Origin of the sequence: Bradyrhizobium pachyrhizi (assembly GCF_029714545.1) — a bacterium.
GTDB classification, from domain to species: Bacteria; Pseudomonadota; Alphaproteobacteria; order Rhizobiales; family Xanthobacteraceae; genus Bradyrhizobium; species Bradyrhizobium pachyrhizi.
This window is the reverse complement of record NZ_CP121667.1, coordinates 6,742,151-6,766,283: the sequence shown is the minus strand read 5'-3', so window position 1 is coordinate 6,766,283 and position 24,133 is coordinate 6,742,151. Positions and strand designations below refer to the sequence as shown.

Sequence of the window (24,133 nt, the reverse complement as noted above, 5' to 3'; positions counted from 1 at the left end):
GACGGCTCCTTCAGGCGACACAGCGCAGCAGCAACGCGGGATCGCGCGCAGGATCTATACGTAGACGGATGCCTCCCCATTCGAGCGCGTGGCGCTCTCCGGTGACAAGGTCTTCCACTGCCGAGACGGGGCGGCGGGCATCGCCACGGCCGACCATGACGTCGCCGAGCGGCAGCCAGACCTCACGCAGCTCGGCTGACAATGCAATCGCGGCCGCGATCACATTGCCCTGATCGACCGCCTCCTTGATGAAGCCGATCACGCCGCCGTCATCGACACTGATAAAGCGCAAATTGGCGAATTGTTGCAGGGCCGGATTGCCGCGTCTGATCCGGTTGAGAGCTACGATATAGGGCTTGATGTTCCCCGGCTGCTCCCAGTTGCGTACCCTGATCTCGTACTTCTCGGAGTTGAGATATTCCTCGCGGCCGGGGACCGGCGTGTGTTCGAGCAATTCGAAGCCGCTGTAAATGCCATAGCTGCTTGAAAGCGTCGCGGCGAGCGCGAGACGCGACTTGAACATCCAGGATTCGCCGCTTTGCAGGTGGAAGGGCAGGACGTCCGGTGTGTTGACGAAGAAATTCGGCCGAAAGAAGTCACGCTCGGGATAGGAGGCCAACTCGCCGAGATATTGTTCGAGCTCGAAGCGCTGCGTCCGCCAGGTGAAATAGCTGTAGGACTGTGTGAAGCCGAGTTTGGCGAGGCCCTTCATCAGTTTCGGGCGCGCGAAGGCTTCCGCAAGGAACAGCACGTCCGCGTCGCGGTCCCGCACCTCGCGGATCAGCCACTCCCAGAACGCCAGCGGCTTGGTGTGCGGATTGTCGACCCGGAAGATCCTGACGCCCTGTTCGACCCAGAACAGCACGACGTCGCGCAGCGCGCGCCACAGCGCAGCGGCATTCTCGGACCCGAAATCCGGGTTGACGACATCCTCCCAGCGCTGCGGGGGATGCTCGGCGGTGCGCATCGATCCGTCCGGGCGCCGCTTGAACCACTCTGGGTGCTCGGTCAGCCAGGGATGATCGGGGGAGCACTGCACGGCGAAATCGAGCGCGACCTCGAGGCCATGCGCCTGGCTTGCCGCCACGAAGGCGCGGAAGTCGTCGAGCGTGCCGAGTTCCGGATGCACGGCGTCGTGGCCGCCCTCGGCTGCGCCGATCGCATAGGGGCTGCCGGGATCGCCCGCCTGCGCGGTCGTGGCATTGTTGCGGCCCTTGCGGTGCTGCCGGCCGATCGGGTGGATCGGCGCGAGCAGGACGACGTCAAAGCCCATCGCGGCGATGTCGGGAAGCCGCGCGATGCAGTCGTTGAAGGTTGCATGCATGCCCGGTGTCTTGCCCTGGCTGCGCGGAAACATCTGGTACCATGCGCCGCTGCGCGCCCGCGGGCGGTCCGCGGTCAGCGGGTAGAGCTGCGATCGCATCAGATCGCGGCGAAACTGGCTGCCGGCCATCGCCTCCCGCAATTCGGGCGCGAGCAGCGCACCTGGTTCGCCGGTCTGCAGAAAGATTTCGCACTGCCTGATGATGACGGCCGCCGCCGCCGGGCTGCCGGCCTGCGCCTGGGTCAGCATGCCCGCGCCTTCGAGCGCATCCAGCGTGTGATCGCTGCCGTCGCGCGGCTTCTGCTCGAAGCGATGCCGCCAGCTGGCGAATTCATCGGTCCAGGCCTCGATCGCGAAGGCGTAGCGGCCGGGCCGGTCGGGCACGAAAGCGCCGCCCCAGCGGTCATCGCTGTGCGCCGTCATCGGCGCCACCTGCCATTCGCTGTCGCCCTCGCGCCGCCACACCAATGCCGCCGATATCACGTCATGTCCGGCACGGTAGATGTCGGCCCACACCTCGACAGGTTCGCCCACAATGCGCTTGACCGGAAAGCGGCCGCCATCAACCGACGGATAGACATCGGTGATATGAAAAGTGCCATGGGCACTCTCGACAGGCCGGAGGGTTTTGTTCACGGTGATGCCGCCATTAAAAATGCAAATGACGTCCCGGCGCCGGGAAGGAGGCGCGCCAGACCCATATAGAAAGCCGCTCGCCGGGCAATGGTTCCCGGTGGGAACGCCGGATAGGGTAGAGCGTTGAACATCAACTATCCCTTTCCCGTATCTGTACAATTTAGCAACGATCCACCAACCGTTGCGAGCAGGCAGCGTGCCGAATGGACCTTTACGCCAAAGCCCAGACCCTGGGAATCCAGACCGAGTATATCGATGGCAGCGGTCACCGCCGTGTGACAACCCCCGAGGCGCTCACGGCGATCCTCGACGCGCTGCCGCCGCAGGCGCCCCGTCGGATCATCGCCGATCCCGTGGTGGTCAGAGGCGGCCAGGCTGCGCAAACGCAGCTCTCGGAAGCTGCCCGGCTTCCGGTGCAATGGAAGCTTGCGAATGGCACCGGGGTGCTCGCGCAGGGCGAGGTGCGTGAGCGAAGTGTGACGTGGCCGTCGGGTCTGCCCGAGGGCGTGCACCGGTTGCAGCTATCCGACGCATCTGGCAGCGAGGAGCTGCCGCTGCTGGTGGCGCCGCTGGGCGCCTTCGGCGGCGAGTTCGACCGCTGCTGGGTGATCGCGGTGCAGCTCTACGGCGTGCGGTCAGCGCGCAACTGGGGCATCGGTGACTTCACCGACCTGCAGCACCTGCTCGAATTCGCCCACCCGCTCGGCGCCGACGGCGTCGGGCTCAATCCGCTGCATGCGCTGTTCGACGATCGGCCCGGCGATTGCAGCCCGTACTCGCCGAACAGCCGGCTGTTCCTCAATGCGCTCTACATCGACGTCGAGCAGATTCCCGAATTCCGTGTCGATGCCGAGACCAAGGCCGCGCTGGCACCGCTCCGCAGCCACGATATGGTCGACTATGTCGGCGTCGCGGCGCAGAAATGGCCCGCGCTGCGCGCGGCGTTCGCGGCCTTCAAGGCCAATCCCGGCCTCGGCCGCTGGCAGGACTTCGAGGCCTATCGCAACGAGCAGGGCACGCTGCTGTCGCGCTTCGCCTGCTTCGAGGTGATGCGGCACAAATTCAACACGCCGTGGTGGGAATGGCCGGACGAATGGCGGCAGCCGAGCGATGCAGCTTGTGCCAGATTGCGCCGCTCGCGCGACTCTGCCGCTGAGGTCGAGTTCGTCGAATTCGTGCAATGGACCGCGGACCGTCAACTCGGCGCCTGTCAGGCGCTTGCGCACAAGCTCGGCATGCGGGTCGGGCTTTATCTCGACGTTGCCGTCGGCGTGCAGTCGGACGGGTTCGACGCCTGGAATGAGCAGATCGCGATCTCGCGCCATCTCGGCGTCGGCGCGCCGCCGGACCCGCTCAACACGGCGGGCCAGGACTGGGGGCTTGCCGGCTTCAATGCCGCGGGTCTTGAACAGCGCTCGTTCGAGCCGTTCAGGCAGATGCTGCGCGCCTCGATGCACCACGCCGGCGCGATCAGGCTCGATCACGCGTTCGGGCTGAAGCGGCTCTATCTGGTGCCGCGCGGCTTCGGCCCGGCCAATGGCGCCTATGTGCTGATGCCGTTCGAGGCGCTGCTGGCGGCGACCGCGCAGGAGAGCGTGGCGAGCCGCTGCGTCGTGATCGGTGAGGATCTCGGCACTGTGCCTCCCGGGTTCCGCGAGCAGATGAACGGCTGGGGCATCTGGTCCTATCTCGTGATGATGTTCGAGACCGACGACCAGGGCGTCTTCCGCAACGCCGACTACTATCTGCCGAATGCGCTGGTGACCTTCAACACCCACGACCTCTCGACCTATGCGGGCTGGCGCTCGTTCAGCGACCTCAAGACCAAGCGTGCGCTCGGGATCGATCCCGGCGAGACCGACGAGGGGCGCTGGCACGCGCTCGGCCAGCTCGACGACGTGCTGCGCCGGCACGACATTCACGCGAACGATTTCTATTCGGTGGCGGCCTTCCTGGCGCGGACGCGGTCGCGGATGATGGCGGTGTCGATGGAGGACCTGCTCGGCATTGTCGAGCAACCGAACATTCCCGGCACCGTCTACGAGCATCCGAACTGGAAGCGGCGGCTCCCGGTCTCGATCGAGCATCTCGCGTCGGCGATCGATGTCGACGCCCTCAAGCGCGCGACCCGCGAGCGCTCGCATACCTGACAACGCGGAGCGCAGCGCGTGGCCTCTCGTATCGAAGACTATGGCCTGATCGGAGATTGCGAGACCGCCGCGCTGGTCGGCCGCGACGGCTCGATCGACTGGCTGTGTTGGCCCGCGTTCGATTCCGACCCCTGCTTCGCGGCGCTGCTCGGCACGTCGAGAAACGGCCGCTGGCTGCTGGCACCCATTGGCGAGATCAAGCAGACCTCGCGGCGCTACTGGGACGATACGCTGATCCTGGAGACCCGGTTCGAGGCGGAAGGCGGCGCGGTCGCGCTGATCGACTTCATGCCGCCGCGCGGCAACGCCTCCGATGTGGTCCGCCTCGTTCGCGGCATCAGCGGCCGCGTCAAGATGCACATGGAGCTGGTGATCCGCTTCGGCTTCGGCGTCGATGTCCCCTGGGTGCGGAAGAATCCGGATGGCGACGGGCTTCTGGCGATCAGCGGGCAGGACATGACCGTGCTGCGCACGCCGGTCGAAACCCGCGGCAAGGATCTGACCACGTTCGCCGATTTCGAGGTCGGCGAGGGTGACGCCGTGCCGTTCGTCCTGACCTATGGACCGTCCTATCACCCGGTGCCGGAGCCGATCGACCCTGAGGCTGCGCTGAAGGACACCGAGGAATATTGGCGGGAATGGTGCAGCCGTTCGACCTATGACGGCAGCTATCAGCGCGCCCTCGTGATGCGCTCGCTGATCACGCTGAAGGCGCTGACCTTCAGGCCGACCGGCGGCATCGTCGCGGCACCCACCACGTCGTTGCCGGAAAAGCTCGGCGGCGCGCGCAATTGGGACTACCGGTTCTGTTGGCTGCGCGACGCCACCTTTACGCTGCTGGCCCTGATGAATTCGGGCTACACCGAGGAAGCGGCGGCCTGGCACAACTGGCTGCTGCGGGCCGCAGCCGGCGCGCCGGCCAACATGCAGATCATGTACGGCATCCTGGGCCAGCGGCGCCTCCTGGAATGGGAGGCCGGATGGCTGTCCGGCTATGAAGGGGCGCAGCCGGTACGCGCCGGCAACGCCGCGCATGCGCAGCTTCAGCTCGACGTCTATGGCGAGTTGATCGACGCCTTCCATCAGTCCCGCATGGCCAAGCTGAAGCTCGACGAAGAGAACTGGTCGCTCGAGTGCACCGTCGTCACCCACCTCGCCGATGTCTGGGATCAGCCGGATCACGGCATCTGGGAACGCCGCGGCACTCCCAGACACTACGTGTTCTCCAAGGTGATGTGCTGGGTCGCCTTCGACCGCGCCATCAAGAGCGCGGAGCGGTTCGGCTTCAAGGGGCCGCTGGTCAAATGGCGGGTGCTGCGCGAGGCCATCCATCGCGACATCTGCCAACGGGGCTTCGACCCTGACCTCAACAGTTTCGTCGAGAGCTATGGCTCAAAGCTGCTCGACGCCAGCCTGCTGCTGCTGCCGTCGGTCGGCTTCCTGCCGCCGGGCGATCCGCGCATCCGCGGCACGATCGACGCGGTCGAGCGGCACATGATGCGCGACGGCTTCGTGCTGCGGCACGATCCGCGCGAGGTGTCCGATGAGGTCCAGCCGATCGAGGGCGCGTTCCTGGCCTGCAGCCTGTGGCTAGCCGACGCTCATGTGCTGGCAGGAGATGTCGACAAGGCGCAGACCATGTTCGACCGCGTGGTCGCGGTCGCCAACGATCTCGGACTGTTGGCCGAGGAGTTCGACTCCGGCGCCGGCCGGCAGACCGGCAATTTCCCGCAGGCGCTGACCCATATCGCGTTGATCAACACCGCGCATAATCTCAGCGCTGCCAGGGCCGACGCCGAGAAGCCTGCGGTGCAGCGTTCGACTTAAGGCGCGATGAAGTGAAATTGAACCTGCGGCCGCGGCGATGCTGCCTCCCTCTCTCCTGCTTGCAGGCCGCCGCAGCCGCGTGCGGCCAAAATATCGAAAACAACCCCATGCAAAGGAGCCGGCGGCTGCCGGCGTGCGACAAGGCCGCTTGACACGTCGGGCAACTCAGGGGTACATTTCCAATATTCCGAAATCGTGCAAGCGCCGCACATTGGCGTGGCTCACGACATGTAAAGCACTCAAGGCTGATGACCTAACTTCACAATCATCTGCGGATGACGTTCACTCAGGGCCTTCAACGCAAGTAAACTCTTCCGCTCCTCTTCCCGGTCGTATGTAAAGCTGCCAGGTTCGACACCGTGCTCCCAGCCCCAGCGGGTATGGCAAGCGTCGCCGGTGAGGAGCACTGGACCGGACGGAGTGCGAGCAAGATACGAGACATGGCCAGCAGTATGTCCGGGGGTCAGGATTGCAAACAACGAACCGTCACCGAAGACGTCGATTACGCCTTCGAACTTCCCATCCGGATCCCCAGTGAACTGAAACTCTTGAATCGCGGGTCTGCCTTCAAAGAAGACATCTTCCATCCCCTCGACAAAGAAGTTCTCGATCTTCTTCTCCGCAGCTTCTCCGGGACCTGTGTAAAACGGCACATCTTTTGGGATGTCTGACATCCCGGAGATGTGATCGAGATGAAGATGGGTCATGAGCACCCCTTTGAGGGGAGCCGCTTCCGATTTGATGGCCGATAAGGTGTCTTCCCGGACTTGCATCTTGTCGAGCTTGGCGAAGTTACGCACAACCCATCCAACTCCCAAGCTCTTGGGGTCCTCGACAAACCGCTTCGAAACGCCGGTATCGACCATATAGAATCCCTGCGTCGGATGCCGCACGAGATGTGTGTAGATCTGGATCGGCTCCTCGTGATCTTTGAGGCCCGCTTGAATGGCTTGGGGGTCCTTCAGGTTGATCAGCCCGGATAGATCGGCGACCCAATCTGCGCTGGCGATTGTCTTGACCTCGATCGGTCCCGGCTTGTCGATCAACGCCTCCATAACCGATGATCTGACCGGCTTACCGAGGCTGGCAGACGTCGATGGATGGGACGTCTGTGCGCACGCGGAAAGCGCGATGACGGCAAGCGAACCAATGAAACACTGTCCTATTTTACGGAGCATGATCTTCCTCTTTCTGCTGCCGCTTTTTGCCGTGGACAGTGAGAATAGCAATTGTCTAAATTCCTATATGGCCATACAGAAATGAATGGCCGGACACGAGCCAGGGAGAGCGAATTTGGACCTTCAATGGGACGACTTGCGGATCTTTCTCGCCGTAGCTGACGCCGGGAGTCTGAGCGCAGCGGCGCGTCGCCTCAAGGCGAGCCAACCCACTTTGAGTCGGCGAATTGCAGAGATGGAATACTCGCTCGGCGAGCCGCTTTTCGTCCGCAAGAACCAGGGCATCACCTTGACGAAAGCCGGGGCAAGGCTGCTTCCGGCAGCCCAAGGCATGGCGCAATGGGCGACTGAAGCTACTCGCGCACTCGATGCGAAGAACTCGCCCGTGAGCGGCCGCGTGCGCATCACGGCGGCTCCATCGTTCGCCTTTGATTTCCTGGCTCCAATGGCGGAAAAGCTCAAGAGAGGACATCCACAGATCACTCTCGAAGTTCTCGCCAGCACTGAACGGCTGAACCTCTCGCGCGGCGAAGCAGATATCGCGCTCAGGAGATATCCTTCGGATGACCCCGATCTCGTCACGGTCGACGAAGTTGTCGTTCCGATCGGCGCCTACGCGAGCAGGGACTACGCACGGAGACTGCCTGCGAAATATGATTTGCGTGACCTCGATTGGATCTCATGGGCCGGAGCACTCGAGATGGTGAGCCCCAATCCGGAGTTCGCTGCCAGGATTCCGAATTTTCGTCCCGCCTTTGCGTCTGACGATTACAGCGTGCAGGTCGCGGCCTGCCAAGCCGGTGTCGGCGCGATGATCCTTCTGAAGACCTCCCATCGGCTCAAACGACCAGGCGAACTCGTAGAGCTGGAGCTCGTGCTTCCAACCTCGCTACGCGCGGAACTCACGATCATCTGCCACAAGCGCATGGCGGATCTGCCCAAGGTCAGAACCGTCTTGGACCTGCTTCGCCAAGAGTTTGCTGATCTGAGAAAGCGCCAAGGCGCGCAGAAGCTCCGAATGGCGACACCAATAATCCCAAAGAAAGCCAGGAAATAGGAAGGCTCACCCTAAACGTTCGGGCGAGAGATTCAGGAAGGAGTGGCTACGATATGCCGGCCGGACCAGGTTTGCAGGAAACTTGTTCAGTGTGACGCGATCGGATGTGGCGGACTGTAACGACGATCACAATGCGGTCCGCGCTCGATCACGGGTGGGGCGATCGTCCGCACGCCTCAGCGAAGCTGCAACACCGTGTCCATCGCGCGTGCGAAACCGTCCTGCTCGTTGGTCTCGGTGACATGGGTGGCGCGCGCCTTCACGTCATCGCTGGCATTGCCCATCGCGAAGGAGACGCCGCTTCGCGCGAACATCGGCAGATCGTTCTGCATGTCGCCGATCGTGGCGACGTTCTCCAGCGGCACGCCAAGGCGCTTCGCGATGCCCTCGACGAAGGTGCCCTTGTCGTGGCCCGGCGGGGTGACGTCGAGATAGTAGGTCTGGGAGCGGACCGCGGTGGCATCGCGGCCGACCAACTGCTGCATCTCCGCCTCGCAGCGTTGCAGCAGGGCCGCATCCGAGCTCGCGCCGACGATCTTGCAGGCCTGATCGAGATAGGGCGCAAAATCGTCGACGATGGTCGGATCATGCTTGATCGTGTGCTGCTCGTGCGCGGTGTATTCGCCGTCAGGAGTCCGCGTCAGCCAGCGGTCATTGGTGAACAGCCAGATGTCGACGTCGCGCTCGCGCAGCATGTCGATGCAGCGTTTTGCGACTGCGGCCGGGATCAAATGCTGCTCGAGGGGCTTGAGCTGCGGATCGACGATCGAAGAGCCGTTGAAGGCGCCGATCGGCTGCGTGATCGCGAGCGGCGCAACCAGAAAGCCCATCCCGATCGTCGGCCGGCTGGAGACGATGGTGAAGCCGATTCCGGCCTCGTGCAGTCTACGCACCGCCGCCCTGGCGCCGTCGGTCAAGGTCTTGTCCTTGGTGAGCAGCGTACCGTCGACATCGGATACGACAAGGGCGATGCGGGTCATGGGCGGTCCAGCTTCAGTTGAGTGATGATGTCTTCGACAATGGTTTCGACCGGACGGTCGATCTCAACCGTGATCGGGCGTTCCTCCGGGGTCGGTGGCTCCAGCGTCTTGAACTGGCTGGCGAGCAGCCCCGGCGGCATGAAATGGCCCTTGCGCCCGCCGAGCCGCGTGGCGATCAGCTCCTGCGAGCCGTCGAGGAAGACGATGCGGATATCGTCGCGGCCATGCACTAGGATGTCGCGATAGGCGCGCTTCAGCGCGGAGCAGGCGATGACGGCGCGTTCGCGGACGCCGCAGGTGCGGTCGATCTCGTCGGCGATCGCGCGCAGCCAGGGCCAGCGATCCTCGTCGGTAAGCGGCTGGCCGGAATGCATTTTGGCGACATTGCTTGGTGGGTGAAAGCTGTCGCCGTCCTCGAAGCGCCAGCCGATCCTGATCGCCAGGCGGTCGGCGATGGTGCTCTTGCCCGAACCCGACACGCCCATCACGACCAATGCGCAGGGGTTTTGTCCGTCACCCACGAAAGTCCTCCGGCAGCGCGGCCTGATCGATCAGCCAGACGGTTTCGCCCAGCGATCGCGCGCGGTTTGCCGGCAGGTTCTCGCCTGCGAAGAGGCGCGTCAAGATCGCGCGCTTGTTCTCGCCCGCCACCTCGAACAGCATCTCCCGGCAGGAGGCGAGCGCGGGCAGGGTCAGCGAGACGCGCGGCACGAACGGCTCGACATTGGCCTTGGGCACCCCGACCACCCAGCGCCGGGTTTCCTCGACCGCGGGATAACCCGGAAACAGCGAAGCGGTATGGCCGTCGGGTCCGATGCCCATCAGCACCACGTCGAACAGCGGCCGCTTCGGATCGAGCTGTTCGGCGCCGTAGAATGCCATCAGCTCGTTCTCGTACAGCGCCGCGCTGACGTCGGGATCCCTGAGATCGGCGGTGTCGGTCGCGATCGGATGGACATTGGCGGCCGGCGCGCAGCGGTCGAGGAAGGCCTGGCGCGCCATGCTCATGTTGTGCAGTTCGTCCTTGCGCGGCACCAGGCGCTCGTCGCCGATGAACCAGTCGACGCGGTCCCACGGAATCCTCTGGCGATAGTCGGGTGTCGCCAGCAGCTGATAGAGCGCCTTGGGGCTGGAGCCGCCGGTGAGGCACACCGCGATCCGGCCGCTGTTCTGCTCGATAATGGCGATCACCCGCTCGGCGGCCGCCTGCGCCAGTGCCGCCGGATCGGCGACCGTGATGATCTGGCGCTCGCGGCTCGCGGTCATGTCAGCCCAGCTTCCGCCAGCTGCGGCCGTCGCGGGTCAGCAGCGCGTTGGCGGCCTCCGGGCCTTCGCTGCCGGCCTTGTAGGGTTGCAGGCCGCGGCCGCCGGCGCTCTTCCAGGCGTCGATGAAAGGCTGCACCGCCTGCCACCCGGCCTCGACGCTGTCGGCGCGCTGAAACAGGATGTTGTCGCCGATCATGCAGTCATAGATCAGCGTCTCGTAGCCGGTCGACGGCTCGGCCTTGAAGTAGTCCTTGTAGCGGAACTTCATCTCGACGCCGTCGATGTTGATGGTCGGGCCCGGTACCTTGGTGTTGAACTGCAGCTCGATGCCCTCGGTCGGCTCGGTGGAGATGACGAGGTAGTTCTGCGACAGGCGATCGACCGACGTGTCGCGGAACATCGCGAACGGCGCCTGCTTGAACTTGATCGCGATCTCGGTGCGCTTGGTGGTCAGCGCCTTGCCGGTGCGCAGGTAGAACGGCACGCCGGCCCAGCGCCAATTGTCGATGGTCAGCTTCAGCGCGGCATAGGTCTCGGTCGAGCTGTCGGGCCTGACGTCGGGCGTCTTGAGAAAATCCTCGATCTCGGTGTCGCCGATCCGGCCGGCGCGATACTGGCCGCGCACCGAATTGTGCAGCGCCTCCTGTTCGCTCTGGGTCTGGATCGCGCTCAGTACCTCGGCCTTTTCGGAGCGCACCGCATGGGCATCGAACCGCGCCGGCGGCTCCATCGTCACCAGCGACAGCAGCTGGAACAGATGGTTCGGCACCATGTCGCGCAACGCGCCGGTGGCGTCGTAGAAGCTGCCGCGATGACCGACGCCGAGCTTCTCGTCCACGGTGATCTGGATATGGTCGATGTGGTTGCGATTCCAGATCGGCTCGAACATGCCATTGGCGAAACGCAGCACCAGGATGTTCTGGACGGTTTCCTTGCCGAGGTAATGGTCGATCCGGTAGATCTGGTGCTCGTCCATCAGCTTCAGCAGCGCTGAATTCAGCGCCTTGGCCGATGCCAGATCGGTGCCGAACGGCTTCTCCACGATCAGCCGGCGCCAGGCGCCGTTCTCCTCGAGCATGCCGGTGCGCCCGAGCTGCTGGCTGATCGGCAGGAACGCTCGCGGCGGGGTCGCGAGATAGAACAGCCGGTTGCCTCCGGTGCCGCGCGCCGTCTCGAGCTTGTCAAGCCGTTCGTTCATGGCATCGAAGGAGGGCGGATCGCCCGGATCGGCCTCGATCGAGGTGACGCATTCGAACAGCCGCGTGACGACCGCCTCATCGAGCGGCCGGGTCGCGAATTTGCGCAGCCCCTGCATCAGGCTGTCCTTCATCTGGTCGCTCGACATGCCCTTGCGGGCGATGCCGACGACGCAGAATTTGTCCGGCAGCAGATTGCCGGCAGCGAGATTGTAGAGCGCCGGGATGACCAGCCGGTGCGTCAGATCACCGGTGGCGCCGAAAATGATGAAGGAGCAAGGGTCGGGTTTCTTCTGCACGTGACCTTCCGCGGTTCTCTTCGAGCTTTTATGCCTTTTTCGGCGGCTCCTTGTGGCCGCCGAAACCTGCGCGCATCGCCGAGAGGATCTTCTCCGCGAAGGTGTGATCCTTGCGCGAGCGGAAGCGCGTGTAGAGCGCGGCCGTCAGCACCTCGGCCGGCACGGCTTCGTCGACCGCGGCATTGACGGTCCAGCGGCCTTCGCCGGAGTCCTCGACAAAGCCGGAATAATTGTCGAGCGTGTGGTTCTGCGCCAGCGCCGATGCGGTGAGGTCGAGCAGCCAGGACGGGATCACGCTGCCGCGCCGCCAGACTTCCGCGATGTCGGCGATGTCGAGGTCGAAGCGATGCTCGGCCGGCAGCGCCTCGATATTGGCGTTCTTCAGGATGTCGAAGCCTTCGGCATAGGCCTGCATCAGCCCGTATTCGATGCCGTTATGGATCATCTTGACGAAATGCCCGGCGCCGATCGGGCCGGCGTGGATGTAGCCCTGTTCGATGCGCGGATCGCGGCCCTCGCGGCCGGAGGTGCGCGGAATGTCGCCGATCCCGGGCGCCAGCGTCTTGAAGATCGGATCGAGCCGGTCGACCACTTTCTTGTCGCCGCCGATCATCATGCAGTAGCCGCGCTCGATGCCCCAGATGCCGCCGCTGGTGCCGACATCGACGTAATGCAGCCCGCGCTCCCTGAGCGCCTTGCCGCGGCGGACGTCGTCCTGCCAGAACGTGTTGCCGCCGTCGATGATGACGTCGCCCGGCTGCATCAGCTTCGACAGCGCCTCGATGGTGGCTTCGGTGATCTTGCCGGCCGGCAGCATCACCCAGGCGGTGCGCGGCGCCTCCAGCTTGAGGACGAAATCCTCCAGCGACGAGGACCCGGTCGCTTTGTCGGCGACGAGCGCCGCGACGGCTTTCGGATCCTTGTCGTAGACCACGGTGGTGTGGCCCTGGGTCATCAGGCGGCGGACGATGTTGCCGCCCATCCGCCCGAGGCCGATCATGCCGAGTTGCATCCCTCGCCTCCGTCAGTTCAGTGCAGCCGAGATCGCGGCATCGAGCGCCGCGAGCCCTGAGCTGAGATCGCCCTTGAGATGCACGCGCAGCGCCCGCCGGCCGCGTTCGGTGAGCACGTCGAAATCACCGCGCGCTTGCGCCGCCTTGATCACGCCGAAGCTCGCCTTCTGGCCGGGCACCGGCAGGTCCGCTGTATCGTCGGTCGTGACCTGCAGGAACACGCCGCTGTCGGGGCCGCCCTTGTAGGCCTGCCCGGTCGAATGCAGGAAGCGCGGGCCGAACTCGGCACAGGTCGCAAGGTGTCTTGCGTCGCGTACCTTCAGCCGCATCGCCTGCATGGCGTCGATGGTGTCGCCATCGCGCTCGATATAGGCGAGCAGGGCGACATAGTCGCCGCTGCCGGAGCGCGAGAGGTGCGCCTTGATCCAGGAGTTGAGATCGCCGTTCGCACCGGCCTGGCGCAGCTCCTCGGCGTTCTGCGCGTCGGTGTAGAGATCGACCCCGTCCGCCGACACCACCGGCTCCTCGGCCGGCAGCGACCCGGTCTTCTCGAACGCTGCCGTCAGTTCGCGGGTCTTGATCTTGGCGGCCTCGACGTCGGGCTGGTTGAATGGGTTGATGCCGAGGATCGACCCGGCCACCGCGGTCGCGATCTCGAAGCGGAAGAACTCCTGGCCGATATGGTCGATCGACTTCATCACGATCCGAACCACGGGATGGCCGGCGGCCTCGAGCGCCGCGAGTTTGGCCTCATGGGCGGCGTCGTTCTCGCTATCGGTGCGTAGATCGATGAAGAACCGGTCGTTGCCGTAGACCGTGGCGTCGCCAATCGTCTCGCCCTCGATCGGGATCAGGCCCTTCCCGTCCTTGCCGGTCGATTCCGCGATCAGCTGCTCGGCCCAGGCGCCGAAATCGGCAACGTCCGGCGAGGCGAAGATCGTCACCTTGTCGCGGCCTTCGAGCCCGGCGATGCCCATCGCGAGCCCGAGCTGCACGCCCGGGTTCTCCTGCGGCGGCACGTCGGCACCGCAGGAGCGCACCATCGCGAGCGCATGGCCGAGCAGGCTGCGGACGTCGATGCCGGCAGCGGCCGCCGGCACCAGACCGAACGGCGACAGCACCGAATAGCGGCCGCCGATCGCCGGGTCGCCGTAGAAGATGCGGGCAAAGCCCTGCTTGATCGCGACCTTCTGCAGCGACGAGCCCGGATCGGTCACCGCGATGAAGCGGTGGCCGGCCTTGTCCTTGCCGATCGCCTTCGCCACCCGATCGAAGAAATAATCCTTCATCACGTTCGGCTCGGTGGTACCGCCGGATTTCGAGGAGACGATGAACAGCGTCCTTGCGATGTCGACATACTCCTCCATCGCGCGCACCTGCGCTGGATCGGTGGAGTCGAGCACGTGCAGCCGCGGGAAACCGGACCGGTGCGGGAAGGTCTGGGCCAGGACCTCCGGCCCGAGGCTCGACCCGCCCATGCCGAGCACGACCGCATCGGTGAAGTTCTGCCCCTTCACGCGCTGGGCGAAGTCCTCGTAGTCGGCGACATCAGCGGTGGCCGCGCTGGTGAGCCAGCCCAGCCATTTGTCCTCGTCGTCGCCGGTCCAGACCGATTTGTCCTTGTGCCAGAGCCTGCGGATCCGGGCGGAGGCGCGCCATTCTTCGGTGCTCTTCTCGACCGCCTTCTCGATGGTGGCGCCGAGCGCGAGCTTCTGGCGGTCGATGCCGCCGCCGAGCGAGGTGGCGCGCTTGTGGGCGACCGCGCCGTAGAGCTTGTCGGCCGCATCGGCGAACAGCTTGACGCCGTCCTTGACCAGCTCCTCGGTGATCGCATCGAGCGAGATGCCGGACTTCTCCAGCTCTTCCAGCACGCGGCGGGCGTCCTCGACGTTCTCCTCGAGGCTGTCGCGCACCTTGCCGTGGTCGCGGAAGGCATCGAGCGTTGCCGGCGGCACGGTGTTGACGGTGTCGGGGCCAATCAGCTCCTCGACATAGAGCACGTCGCTATAGTCCTTGTTCTTGGTGCCGGTCGACGCCCACAGCAGCCGCTGCGGCTTGGCGCCCTTGGCCGTCAGCTTGTCCCAGCGGCTGCCTGCGAACAGCCGCTTGTAGTCCTGATAGGCGAGCTTTGCATTGGCGATCGCGACCTTGCCCTTCAGGGCCGCGAGCCGCTCCTTTTCCTGCGGATCGTTGGCCTTGGCGATCTTCTCGTCGAGCTGCTTGTCGACGGCGGTATCGATGCGGCTGACGAAGAAGCTCGCGACGCTCGCGACATGGGAGGGATCGCCGCCCTTGCCGACGTATTTCTCCAGACCCTTGAGATAGGCCTCGGCGACCTGGCGATAGACCTTCTGCGAGAACAGCAGCGTGATGTTGATGCTGATGCCTTCGCCGATCAGGTACTCGATGGCCGGCAGGCCCTCGGGCGTCGCCGGTACCTTGACCATCAGGTTCTTGCGGTGGACGTCCTTCCAGAGCCGTTCGGCTTCCGCGATCGTGCCCTTGGTGTCCATCGCGAGATAGGGCGACACCTCGAGGCTGACGAAGCCGTCGCCGCCGTGGCTCTGGTCGTAGACTGGGCGCAGCACGTCGGCGGCGTGCTGGATGTCCTCGACCGCGAGGTGTTCGAACAGGTCGGCCACCGAGCGGTCGCCGTTCTTGAGGGCCTTGCCGATTGCCCCGTCATATTCGTCCGAGCTGCCGATCGCCTTCTCGAAGATCGAGGGGTTGGATGTCACGCCTTTGACGCCGTCGGTCTCGATCAGCCGCTTCAGGTCGCCGTCGGCGACGAAGCCGCGGGCGAGGAAGTCCAGCCAGACGGCCTGGCGGTGATTTTCGAGTGCTTTGACGGGGTTCATGGGTGTCTGTTCTCGTTCGATCGAGGGTCGATTTTTGGGTTCCCGGGCAGCTTTCGGGGGCGGAGGGGGATTGTCAACATGGCGGGAGCCCCGGGCGGAATATCAGCATTTCCAAGGGATAACGCCACTCACAACAGTTCGATCCCCTCGGACGCAGGTGCGAGCAGACCCCCATCTCAGCACATTTTTATGACGTGTTGCGGCGCAGGACCGCGCGTCAGGGGCGCAGGTAGAGGTAACCCTGGGATTGCAGCTCGGCGAGGCGGACCACCCCGCCGCGCTCGGCGGCGACGAAGCCGGGGAGCAAGTCGGCGAGGCCGATGTTCTGCGATTTCATGGTGTTGCCGCAGGCGGCGAACTCGATCCCATCCTTGGTGAACCGCGCGACATGTTTTGATAGCTCGGATTGGCGGCTGCTGAATGAAACGCCTTCAGCGCCCGGCCGCACCACCAGCGCAATCGTCACATTGCCGGGGCCGCCGACGCCGTCGAGATGGTTCTGGATGTTGCCGATCACGAAATTGACCTTGTCGAGGTCATCGAGGTGATAGACCACCTTCAGCTTTTGCGGCGGTGCTTCGGCGGCGGCGCCGGTCCGGGACGCTGCCAAGACGGCGCCGATCGCCGAGACGGTGCCCCAGAGGATGCTGCGTCGGTGCATGGCGTCTCTCGCGCAATTATTGTTGATCCAGTGTTGTCCCTTTGGGCAAACCTGTCATTTGTGGCGGAGCGCAGCGAGTTCCTTGCGGTCGGTCACAAGTTCGGCGTATTCGCTCAAGGCCGGGCGATCGACGCGAAAGGTCTTGTCGTCGGCGGCGGCGAACAGCGCTTCGCCCGCATCGTCGTCGGGCTTGTTGCGATTCCACACCATGATGCGGCCAAGGCGCGCAATCGCGGATCTATTGTCCTTGGACAACGCCACGGTGATACCGCCGCCCTCGCAATCCACGCCGCATTCGAAGCGTATTTCGTGGCCGGATTCGGCCGCGATGGCATGATTGCAGGAGCCGCTGGAGTCGAAATTGCCAGGGCGGTGGCGATACGCGACGCCGAGCCGGAATGAATAGTTGGTGGCCTTGTCCTCCGGAGCGTCTTCCGCTGACACCAGAAGCGTCATCGCGCTGACCTTCTGCTTCGGATGCTGCGCCAGATGATTTGCATCGTAGCGCCGCACGAAGCAGGCATAGGCTTTCACGCTGGGCGGGCCGGCGAACATCCTGTTGTCGAAGGCGGCCGCCGCGGCCTTGTCGACGCCTTCCTGCGCCTGAACGGTTAACGGCGCGCCGGCACGGGCGGCGGCTGCGAGTGCGACAACAAGGAGCGCCTGCTTCATGACCGGCTCGGGAATAGCCAGCGCCTCCAAGGTGTCATCTTTAAAGCGCGGCAATGGTGCCGCGCGGAACTGCGCGGGCTCGTTGCCTTAGTCGCGGCGACACGGAGGCACGTTCAACGGCGGCTGAACGTTTGTTCATGCGAGTCTGTGACGCGTGCATCTTGACGCCACGGCTGAACGGTCACACTTTTTCAGGGAAGCCAACGTTCATCGCCGGACGGGGAAGTTGCCCTGCTCGGATGTCCGCTTCGGAGGCCTGGGCCCCGGTAAACCACGGATGTGGCGAAGGGGTTACAGCCACCAAAAACAAGGGGATATTGATGAACCATTAAGCTTCCTGCCTGTTGATAAGGCAGAGGCTGCACGCGCCGTGCATTGCCGAACTGAGTCGGTCGAGTGTCCAATGGACCCAGCGTGCCGACGCTGATTCGATCCTAGGACGCTCTTGTTACGACTCGTGTCAGTCGTGCGGCGATACATATCGTGGAGAGAGGGATCATGTACAACGATTCTTTGTTCAACGCCTTCGCAAGGTCGTTTGAAGCGCGAAGCCAGACCGACATGTCGATGGCCGAGTATTTGGAGTCGTGTCGAAGTGATCCGATGCGATATGCAAATGCGGCCGAGCGGTTATTGGCGGCAATCGGTGAGCCCCAGATGATCGACACGGCCAAGGACCCACGCCTTGGCCGTATCTTTTTGAACCGTACGATCAGGTCGTATCCAGCTTTCGCCGGCTTCTACGGCATGGAGGACACGATCGAGCGCCTCGTCGGCTTCTTCCGTCACGCCGCGCAGGGCCTCGAAGAGCGCAAGCAGATCCTCTATCTGCTCGGGCCGGTCGGCGGCGGCAAGTCATCGCTCGCCGAGCGCATCAAGGCGCTGATGGAGGTTCATCCGATCTACGTGCTGAAGGCGGGTGACGAGCTTTCGCCGGTGTTCGAGAGCCCGCTCGGGCTGTTCGATCCGGAGCAACTCGGGCCGATGATCGAGGAGAAATACGGCATCCCGCGTCGCCGGCTGAGCGGGCTGATGTCGCCCTGGGCCTACAAGCGGCTCGAGGCCTTCGGCGGCGACATCTCGCAATTCCGCGTCGCGCGCATCCAGCCCTCGAGGCTACGCCAGATCGCGGTCGCCAAGACCGAACCGGGTGACGAGAACAACCAGGACATCTCCTCGCTGGTCGGCAAGGTCGACATCCGCAAGCTCGAGACCTACGCCCAGAACGATCCCGACGCCTACAGCTATTCCGGCGGCCTCAACCGCGCCAATCAGGGCGTGCTCGAATTCGTCGAGATGTTCAAGGCGCCGATCAAGATGCTGCACCCGCTGCTGACCGCGACGCAGGAGGGCAACTACATCGGCACCGAGAATATCGGCGCGATCCCGTTCACCGGCATCATCCTCGCGCACTCGAACGAAGCCGAGTGGCAGAGCTTCAAGACCAACAAGAACAACGAGGCCTTCATCGACCGCATCTGCGTCATCAAGGTCCCGTACTGCCTGCGGGTGACCGAGGAGCAGAAGATCTACGAGAAGCTGATCCAGGGCTCTGAGCTCGCCGCCGCGCCGTGCGCGCCGGCGACGCTGGAAACGCTGGCCCGCTTCTCGGTGATGTCGCGTCTGCGCAAGCACGAGAACTCGACGCTGTTTGCCAAGATGCGGGTCTATGACGGTGAGAGCCTCAAGGAGTCCGATCCCAAGGCGCGCAGCGTGCAGGAGTACAAGGACGCTGCCGGCGTCGACGAGGGCATGGATGGCGCATCAACCCGCTTTGCCTTCAAGGTGCTGGCCTCGACCTTCAACCACGACACTACCGAAGTCGGTGCCGACGCGGTGCATCTGATGTATGTGCTCGAGCAGGCGATCCGCCGCGAGCAGCTCCCTGATGAGACCGAGAAGCGCTATCTCGAATTCATCAAGGCCGACCTCGCGCCGCGTTATGCCGAGTTCATCGGCAACGAGATCCAGAAGGCCTATCTGGAATCCTACGCCGACTACGGTCAGAACCTGTTCGACCGCTATGTCGACTACGCCGACGCCTGGATCGAGGATCAGGACTTCAAGGATCCCGACACCGGTCAGCTGATGAACCGCGAGCTCCTGAACCAGGAGCTGACCAAGATCGAGAAGCCGGCCGGCATCGCCAACCCGAAGGACTTCCGCAACGAGGTCGTCAAGTTCTCGTTGCGCTCGCGGGCACATAACGGCGGCAAGAACCCGAGCTGGACCTCCTACGAAAAGGTTCGCGACGTGATCGAGAAGCGGATATTCTCACAGGTCGAGGATCTGCTTCCGGTCATCTCGTTCGGCTCCAAGAAGGACGGCGAGACCGAGAAGAAGCACGGCGAGTTCGTCGAGCGGATGGTGGAGCGCGGCTATACCGAGCGCCAGGTCCGCCGGCTCGTCGAGTGGTACATGCGGGTGAAGCAGGCCGGCTAATGCGCGATCCGGAAAGCCGGCACCGGCTTTCCGTTTCGTCTCGTCCTGTCCAATAAAATGCGATGCGACTGTCATGATCGCATCCGGTGAGGCAGATGCAACGTGGTCATGCATATCGTCGATCGGCGGTTGAATCCGGGTAGCAAGAGCCTGGAGAACCGCCAGCGCTTCCTGCGGCGCGCCAAGGCGCTGGTGCAGGGGGCCGTCAAGAAGTCGTCACAGGACCGGGACATCAAGGATGTCCTGGAAGGCGGCGAAGTGACAATCCCGCTGGACGGCATGGATGAGCCGCGGTTCCGGCGCGAGGGCGGCACGCGTGACATGGTGCTGCCCGGCAACAAGAAGTTCGTCGAGGGCGACTGGCTGCAGCGCCCGAACCAAAGCGGCGCCAAGGGCTCCGGCGCAGGCGAGGGCGACAGCGAGGACGCCTTCCGCTTCGTGCTCAGCCGCGACGAATTCGTCGATCTCTTCCTCGACGACCTCGAACTGCCCGATCTTGCCAAGCGCAAGCTCGCGGAAACCGAAAGCGAAGGTATTCAACGCGCCGGCTATGCGACCTCCGGCTCGCCCGCCAACATCTCGATCAGCCGCACGGTGAGCCGGGCGCTTGCGCGGCGCGTGGCACTGCGCCGGCCGCGCAAGGACGACATCGAGGCGCTCGAGGCGGAGCTTGCGGAATGCGACGACGATGCGAGGCGCCGCGAGCTGCTGGCGCTGCTCGAAACGCTGAAGGCCAAGGCCAAGCGGATCCCGTTCATCGATCCGATCGATATCCGCTACCGCCGGTTCGAGACGGTGCCGAAGCCGGTGGCGCAGGCCGTGATGTTCTGCCTGATGGACGTATCGGGCTCGATGTCCGAGCACATGAAGGATCTGGCGAAGCGGTTCTATATGCTGCTCTACGTGTTCCTGAAGCGGCGCTACAAGCACGTCGAGATCGTGTTCGTCCGCCACACCGATCGCGCCGAGGAGGTCGACGAGGATACGTTCTTCCACGGACCGGCTTCCGGCGGCACGCTGGTGTCGAGCGCGCTGGTCGCGATGAACGATATCGTCCGCACCCGCTTCCGTCCGGCCGACTGGAACATCTACGCCGCCCAGGCCTCGGACGGCGACAACATGACCTCGGACAGCGCGCTGACCGGTCACCTCCTGACCGACAAGATCCTGCCGGTCTGCCAGTTCTTCGCCTATCTCGAGGTCGGCGAAGCCGCCAACTACACCTTCGACATGCCGGACTCCTCGCTCTGGACGCTCTATGAGCGTCTGCGCAACGAGGGCGCGCCGCTGTCGATGCGCAAGGTGAGCGAGCGCGGCGAGATCTTCCCGGTGTTCCAGGACCTGTTCAAGCGCCGCAGCAAGCAGGAAAGGGTGTAGCGTGATGGGTTCTTCCGGGGAACGGCTGTTCGAGGGCGCCGATTGGGATTTCCAGACCTTGCAGCGGGTCCACGACGCCTGCGAAAAAATCGCGCGCACCGAGCTCGGGCTCGACGTCTATCCCAACCAGATCGAGGTGATCACCGCCGAGCAGATGCTCGACGCCTATTCCTCGGTCGGCATGCCGCTGTTCTACAAGCACTGGTCATTCGGCAAGCAGTTCGCGTTCCAGGAAGCGTCCTATCGCAAGGGCCTGATGGGCCTGGCCTATGAGATCGTGATCAATTCCTCGCCGTGCATCTCCTATCTGATGGAGGAGAACACGGCGACGATGCAGACGCTGGTGATCGCGCACGCGGCGTTCGGGCACAATCACTTCTTCAAGAACAACTATCTGTTCAAGCAGTGGACGGACGCCGACGGCATTCTCGACTATCTGGAATTCGCCAAAGGCTACATCGCGGTCTGCGAGGACCGCCATGGCCGCGAGACGGTGGAGCGGACGCTCGATGCCGCGCACGCGCTGATGTCGCATGGCGTCGACCGCTATCCCGGAAAGAAGACGCTCGATTTGCGTGCCGAGGAGAAGCGGGCCGGCGAGCGCCGGCAGCACGAGGAAAGCGTGTTCAACGATTTATGGCGGACGGTGCCGAACACCAAGGCCAAGAGCAAGGCTACGCTCACGGCCGAGCGCCGCCGCGCGCTGCTCGGCTTGCCGCAGGAGAACATCCTGTATTTCCTTGAGAAGACCGCGCCGCGCCTTGCGCCCTGGCAGCGCGAGCTCATCCGCATCGTTCGCCACATCGCGCAGTATTTCTACCCGCAGGGCCAGACCAAGGTGATGAACGAGGGCACCGCGACCTACGTCCATTACCGCATCATGAGCCGGCTGCATCAGCAGGGCCGGATCACCGACGGCAATTTCCTCGAATTCCTGCAGTCGCACACCAATGTGGTGTTCCAGCCCGAATTCGACGACCGCCGCTATTCCGGCTTCAATCCCTACGCGCTCGGCTTCGCCATGATGCAGGACATCGAGCGGATCGTGAAAAATCCGGAGGACGAGGACCGCGAGTGGTTCCCCGACATCGCCGGCAAGGGCGACGTCGAGGGCGTGCTGCGCGAGATCTGGAGCAACTACCGCGACGAGAGCTTCATCAACCAGTTCCTCAGCCCGGCGCTGATCCGGCGCTTCCGCATGTTCCATTTGCACGACGACCCCGCGGAAAGCCAGGGGATCAAGGTCGACGCGATCCACGACGAGCGCGGCTACCGCCGGGTCCGCCGCGAGCTGGCGCGGCAATACGACGTCGGCTTCGTCGACGCCAATATCGAGGTCATGGATGTCGATCTCGACGGCGATCGCCGCCTGATGCTGCGCCACACCACCGTGAAGGGCGCGCAGCTCAACGAGACCGACGCGCGGCGCGTGCTGCAACACCTCGCCGATCTGTGGTCCTACGACGTCGCGCTGACCGAGATCGACGGCACCGACAAGGTGCTGAAGGAATACGTCGTCAGCCCGCGCGCGGCTGCGGTCGCGGCCTGAGGATCACGCTCTCGCTGACATGAGCGCGGCGCGCACCGCCGCGCGGAATGCGAGTCTTGCTCGGTGAACCTTCATGTCTATCGAAGGCTCACATCATGAACATCACGGCAACATTCCGACTTTGAAAGCGCATGGCGTTCTATGCGCGAACGCGATTGCCGGCATGCGGAAATCTCGCGGGACGTTCTTGGTGATTGCCTGCCCGGACGCGATGGATAATGTGCACCGCGTCAAGAAAACCAAGAAAAGGATATGCTCTTGTCAACTCGCTCCCGCCTGGCGGGCTTTCTCGCCTTCACCGCCCTCACGGCCTCGTTGATCTCGCCGTCCGTGGCAGCCGACACCGCGATCAAAATAGGAAACACCGCGCCCTATAGCGGCCCGGCGTCGGCCTACGGCACCATCGCGCGTGCCGAAGCCGCGTATTTCCAGATGCTCAACGATCAGGGCGGCATCAACGGCCGCAAGATCGACTTCGAGAGTCTCGACGACGCCTATTCGCCGTCGAAGACGGTCGAGCAGACCCGCAAGCTCGTCGAGCAGGACGAGGTGCTCGCGGTCTTCAGCGCGGTCGGCACCGCGCCGAACATCTCGGTGCAGAAGTACCTCAACATCAAGCGCGTGCCGCAGCTGTTCGTGTCCTCCGGCGCGACGCGCTGGAACGATCCAAAGCAGTTCCCGTGGACGGTCGGTTTCAATCCGACCTACGAGCTCGAAGGCCGGCTCTACGCAAAATACATCCTGAAGACCAAGCCGGATGCGAAGATCGCCGTCATCACGCCGAACGAGGACGCCGGCAAGGACTATCTGAGGGGGTTCAAGGACGGGCTCGGCGAGCATGTCGGCCAGATCGTCGCCGAGACCACGTATCTCACGACCGATCCCACCATCGATTCCCAGATGGTGACGATGCGCGAGTCCGGTGCGGACGTCTTCTTCGCGGAGGCGACGCCGAAATTCGCGGCCCAGGCGCTGCGCAAGGCGGCGAGCATGGGCTGGAAGCCGCTGACCATCCTGCCGACCGTCTCCAATTCCGTCTCTGCGGTGCTTGAACCGGCCGGTCTCGAGAACGTCATCGGCGTCGTGACCGGCCTCTATCTGAAGGATCCGACCGATCCGCGCTGGGCCAACGATCCCGCACAGAAGGAGTTTGCGGACTGGATGAAGAAGTACCAGCCGAATGCGAGCCCCGGCGACCTCTTCAACGTGCAGGGCTACACGGTGGCGCAGGTCATGACGGCGGTGCTGAAGAACTGCAACGGCGACTACAGCCGTGCCAACATCATCAAGCAGGCGACCAATCTGAAGGCGCTCGAGCTGCCGATGCTGTTGCCCGGCATCAAGGTGCAGACCGAGCCCGACAATGTGACGCCGATCCGCCAGATCCAGATGGCGCGGTTCGACGGCAAGTCCTGGGCGCTGTTCGGCGACGTCTTGAGCGACAAGTAGCCGTCACCAGCTCCGCTATCGTCCCTGCGAAAGCAGGGACCCATACGCCGCGGCTGTTGTTGTGAACGGGATTCGTCGTTCCAGCGCAGCTCGACAATTCATATCGGTGGTTATGGGTCCCTGCTCCCGTGCGCAATTGCGCACTAGGCAGGGACGACGCAAAATTTGTTGCCCGTCCTTCACGCCATATTTGTAACAG

Annotated in this window: 17 protein-coding genes; 7 read left to right on the top strand and 10 right to left on the bottom strand. The window is 63.9% G+C overall.

What is annotated here, in order from left to right; genetic code table 11:
• Positions 1 to 10: 10 nt before the first annotated feature.
• Entirely contained in the window at positions 11 to 1,960 is a 1,950-nt protein-coding gene (locus QA639_RS32120) for an alpha-1,4-glucan--maltose-1-phosphate maltosyltransferase (RefSeq protein ID WP_283088033.1), read from the bottom strand.
• A gap of 203 nt (positions 1,961 to 2,163) precedes the next feature.
• Between QA639_RS32120 and malQ the strand changes: the two genes are divergently transcribed.
• Both malQ and QA639_RS32110 read left to right on the top strand, forming a co-directional pair.
• Positions 2,164 to 4,110, top strand: a complete 1,947-nt coding sequence (gene malQ, locus QA639_RS32115) for a 4-alpha-glucanotransferase (protein ID WP_283088032.1) — start codon at positions 2,164 to 2,166, stop codon at positions 4,108 to 4,110.
• Positions 4,111 to 4,128: 18 nt separating this feature from the next.
• The gene (locus QA639_RS32110) at positions 4,129 to 5,937 is read left to right on the top strand and encodes a glycoside hydrolase family 15 protein (RefSeq protein ID WP_283088031.1); all 1,809 of its coding nucleotides are present in this window, start codon (positions 4,129 to 4,131) and stop codon (positions 5,935 to 5,937) included.
• Positions 5,938 to 6,176: 239 nt separating this feature from the next.
• Here the strand turns inward: QA639_RS32110 and QA639_RS32105 are convergent, their stop codons facing one another.
• Complete coding sequence (locus tag QA639_RS32105; protein WP_050383278.1) at positions 6,177 to 7,115, bottom strand: MBL fold metallo-hydrolase; 939 nt, start codon at positions 7,113 to 7,115, stop codon at positions 6,177 to 6,179.
• A gap of 115 nt (positions 7,116 to 7,230) precedes the next feature.
• Here QA639_RS32105 and QA639_RS32100 point away from each other — a divergent pair, with 115 nt between their 5' ends.
• Complete coding sequence (locus QA639_RS32100) at positions 7,231 to 8,172, top strand: LysR family transcriptional regulator (protein ID WP_063779883.1); 942 nt, start codon at positions 7,231 to 7,233, stop codon at positions 8,170 to 8,172.
• A 176-nt stretch (positions 8,173 to 8,348) separates the two neighbouring features.
• Here the strand turns inward: QA639_RS32100 and QA639_RS32095 are convergent, their stop codons facing one another.
• The 8 genes from QA639_RS32095 to QA639_RS32060 all read right to left on the bottom strand — a co-directional run bounded on the left by QA639_RS32095 (position 8,349) and on the right by QA639_RS32060 (position 17,117).
• Entirely contained in the window at positions 8,349 to 9,152 is an 804-nt protein-coding gene (locus QA639_RS32095; protein ID WP_283088030.1) for an HAD family hydrolase, read from the bottom strand.
• A complete protein-coding gene (locus QA639_RS32090) occupies positions 9,149 to 9,673 on the bottom strand; it encodes a gluconokinase (RefSeq protein WP_283088029.1) in 525 nt (174 codons plus the stop codon). The genes QA639_RS32095 and QA639_RS32090 overlap by 4 nt, the downstream gene beginning before the upstream one ends.
• Positions 9,666 to 10,418 carry a 6-phosphogluconolactonase gene (gene pgl / locus QA639_RS32085; RefSeq protein ID WP_283088028.1) on the bottom strand — a complete coding sequence of 251 codons (753 nt, stop codon included), beginning with the start codon at positions 10,416 to 10,418 and terminating at the stop codon, positions 9,666 to 9,668. Before pgl ends, QA639_RS32090 begins: the two co-directional genes overlap by 8 nt.
• A gap of 1 nt (position 10,419) precedes the next feature.
• Complete coding sequence (gene zwf / locus QA639_RS32080) at positions 10,420 to 11,913, bottom strand: glucose-6-phosphate dehydrogenase (RefSeq protein WP_283088027.1); 1,494 nt, start codon at positions 11,911 to 11,913, stop codon at positions 10,420 to 10,422.
• Between the two features lie 28 nt (positions 11,914 to 11,941).
• Positions 11,942 to 12,925, bottom strand: a complete 984-nt coding sequence (gene gnd, locus QA639_RS32075; RefSeq protein WP_050383250.1) for a phosphogluconate dehydrogenase (NAD(+)-dependent, decarboxylating) — start codon at positions 12,923 to 12,925, stop codon at positions 11,942 to 11,944.
• A gap of 12 nt (positions 12,926 to 12,937) precedes the next feature.
• Entirely contained in the window at positions 12,938 to 15,784 is a 2,847-nt protein-coding gene (locus QA639_RS32070) for a bifunctional transaldolase/phosoglucose isomerase (protein ID WP_283088026.1), read from the bottom strand.
• Between the two features lie 217 nt (positions 15,785 to 16,001).
• Positions 16,002 to 16,445 carry a DsrE family protein gene (locus QA639_RS32065; RefSeq protein ID WP_283088025.1) on the bottom strand — a complete coding sequence of 148 codons (444 nt, stop codon included), beginning with the start codon at positions 16,443 to 16,445 and terminating at the stop codon, positions 16,002 to 16,004.
• Between the two features lie 54 nt (positions 16,446 to 16,499).
• Positions 16,500 to 17,117, bottom strand: coding sequence for a hypothetical protein (locus QA639_RS32060; protein ID WP_283088024.1), 618 nt, complete (start codon positions 17,115 to 17,117; stop codon positions 16,500 to 16,502).
• 498 nt (positions 17,118 to 17,615) lie between these two features.
• Here QA639_RS32060 and QA639_RS32055 point away from each other — a divergent pair, with 498 nt between their 5' ends.
• The 4 genes from QA639_RS32055 (at position 17,616) to QA639_RS32040 (ending at position 23,934) form a co-directional block, all read left to right on the top strand.
• Positions 17,616 to 19,559 carry a PrkA family serine protein kinase gene (locus tag QA639_RS32055; protein WP_028332676.1) on the top strand — a complete coding sequence of 648 codons (1,944 nt, stop codon included), beginning with the start codon at positions 17,616 to 17,618 and terminating at the stop codon, positions 19,557 to 19,559.
• 108 nt (positions 19,560 to 19,667) lie between these two features.
• A complete protein-coding gene (locus QA639_RS32050) occupies positions 19,668 to 20,936 on the top strand; it encodes a YeaH/YhbH family protein (RefSeq protein WP_028332675.1) in 1,269 nt (422 codons plus the stop codon).
• 4 nt (positions 20,937 to 20,940) lie between these two features.
• Complete coding sequence (locus QA639_RS32045; RefSeq protein WP_028332674.1) at positions 20,941 to 22,485, top strand: SpoVR family protein; 1,545 nt, start codon at positions 20,941 to 20,943, stop codon at positions 22,483 to 22,485.
• Positions 22,486 to 22,737: 252 nt separating this feature from the next.
• Positions 22,738 to 23,934: an ABC transporter substrate-binding protein gene (locus QA639_RS32040; protein ID WP_167350382.1), complete on the top strand. Its 1,197-nt coding sequence runs from the start codon at positions 22,738 to 22,740 to the stop codon at positions 23,932 to 23,934.
• Positions 23,935 to 24,133: the final 199 nt, after the last annotated feature.

What these genes read in the sequence shown, in the direction of transcription:
- QA639_RS32070 (WP_283088026.1), bottom strand. Translation starts at nt 15,784, where the DNA reads ATGAACCCCGTCAAAGCACTCGAAAATCACCGCCAGGCCGTCTGGCTG.
- QA639_RS32065 (WP_283088025.1), bottom strand. Translation starts at nt 16,445, where the DNA reads ATGCACCGACGCAGCATCCTCTGGGGCACCGTCTCGGCGATCGGCGCC.
- pgl (WP_283088028.1), bottom strand. Translation starts at nt 10,418, where the DNA reads ATGACCGCGAGCCGCGAGCGCCAGATCATCACGGTCGCCGATCCGGCG.
- QA639_RS32055 (WP_028332676.1), top strand. Translation starts at nt 17,616, where the DNA reads ATGTACAACGATTCTTTGTTCAACGCCTTCGCAAGGTCGTTTGAAGCG.
- QA639_RS32095 (WP_283088030.1), bottom strand. Translation starts at nt 9,152, where the DNA reads ATGACCCGCATCGCCCTTGTCGTATCCGATGTCGACGGTACGCTGCTC.
- QA639_RS32040 (WP_167350382.1), top strand. Translation starts at nt 22,738, where the DNA reads ATGCTCTTGTCAACTCGCTCCCGCCTGGCGGGCTTTCTCGCCTTCACC.
- gnd (WP_050383250.1), bottom strand. Translation starts at nt 12,925, where the DNA reads ATGCAACTCGGCATGATCGGCCTCGGGCGGATGGGCGGCAACATCGTC.
- malQ (WP_283088032.1), top strand. Translation starts at nt 2,164, where the DNA reads ATGGACCTTTACGCCAAAGCCCAGACCCTGGGAATCCAGACCGAGTAT.
- QA639_RS32045 (WP_028332674.1), top strand. Translation starts at nt 20,941, where the DNA reads ATGGGTTCTTCCGGGGAACGGCTGTTCGAGGGCGCCGATTGGGATTTC.
- QA639_RS32060 (WP_283088024.1), bottom strand. Translation starts at nt 17,117, where the DNA reads ATGAAGCAGGCGCTCCTTGTTGTCGCACTCGCAGCCGCCGCCCGTGCC.
- QA639_RS32105 (WP_050383278.1), bottom strand. Translation starts at nt 7,115, where the DNA reads ATGCTCCGTAAAATAGGACAGTGTTTCATTGGTTCGCTTGCCGTCATC.
- QA639_RS32050 (WP_028332675.1), top strand. Translation starts at nt 19,668, where the DNA reads ATGCATATCGTCGATCGGCGGTTGAATCCGGGTAGCAAGAGCCTGGAG.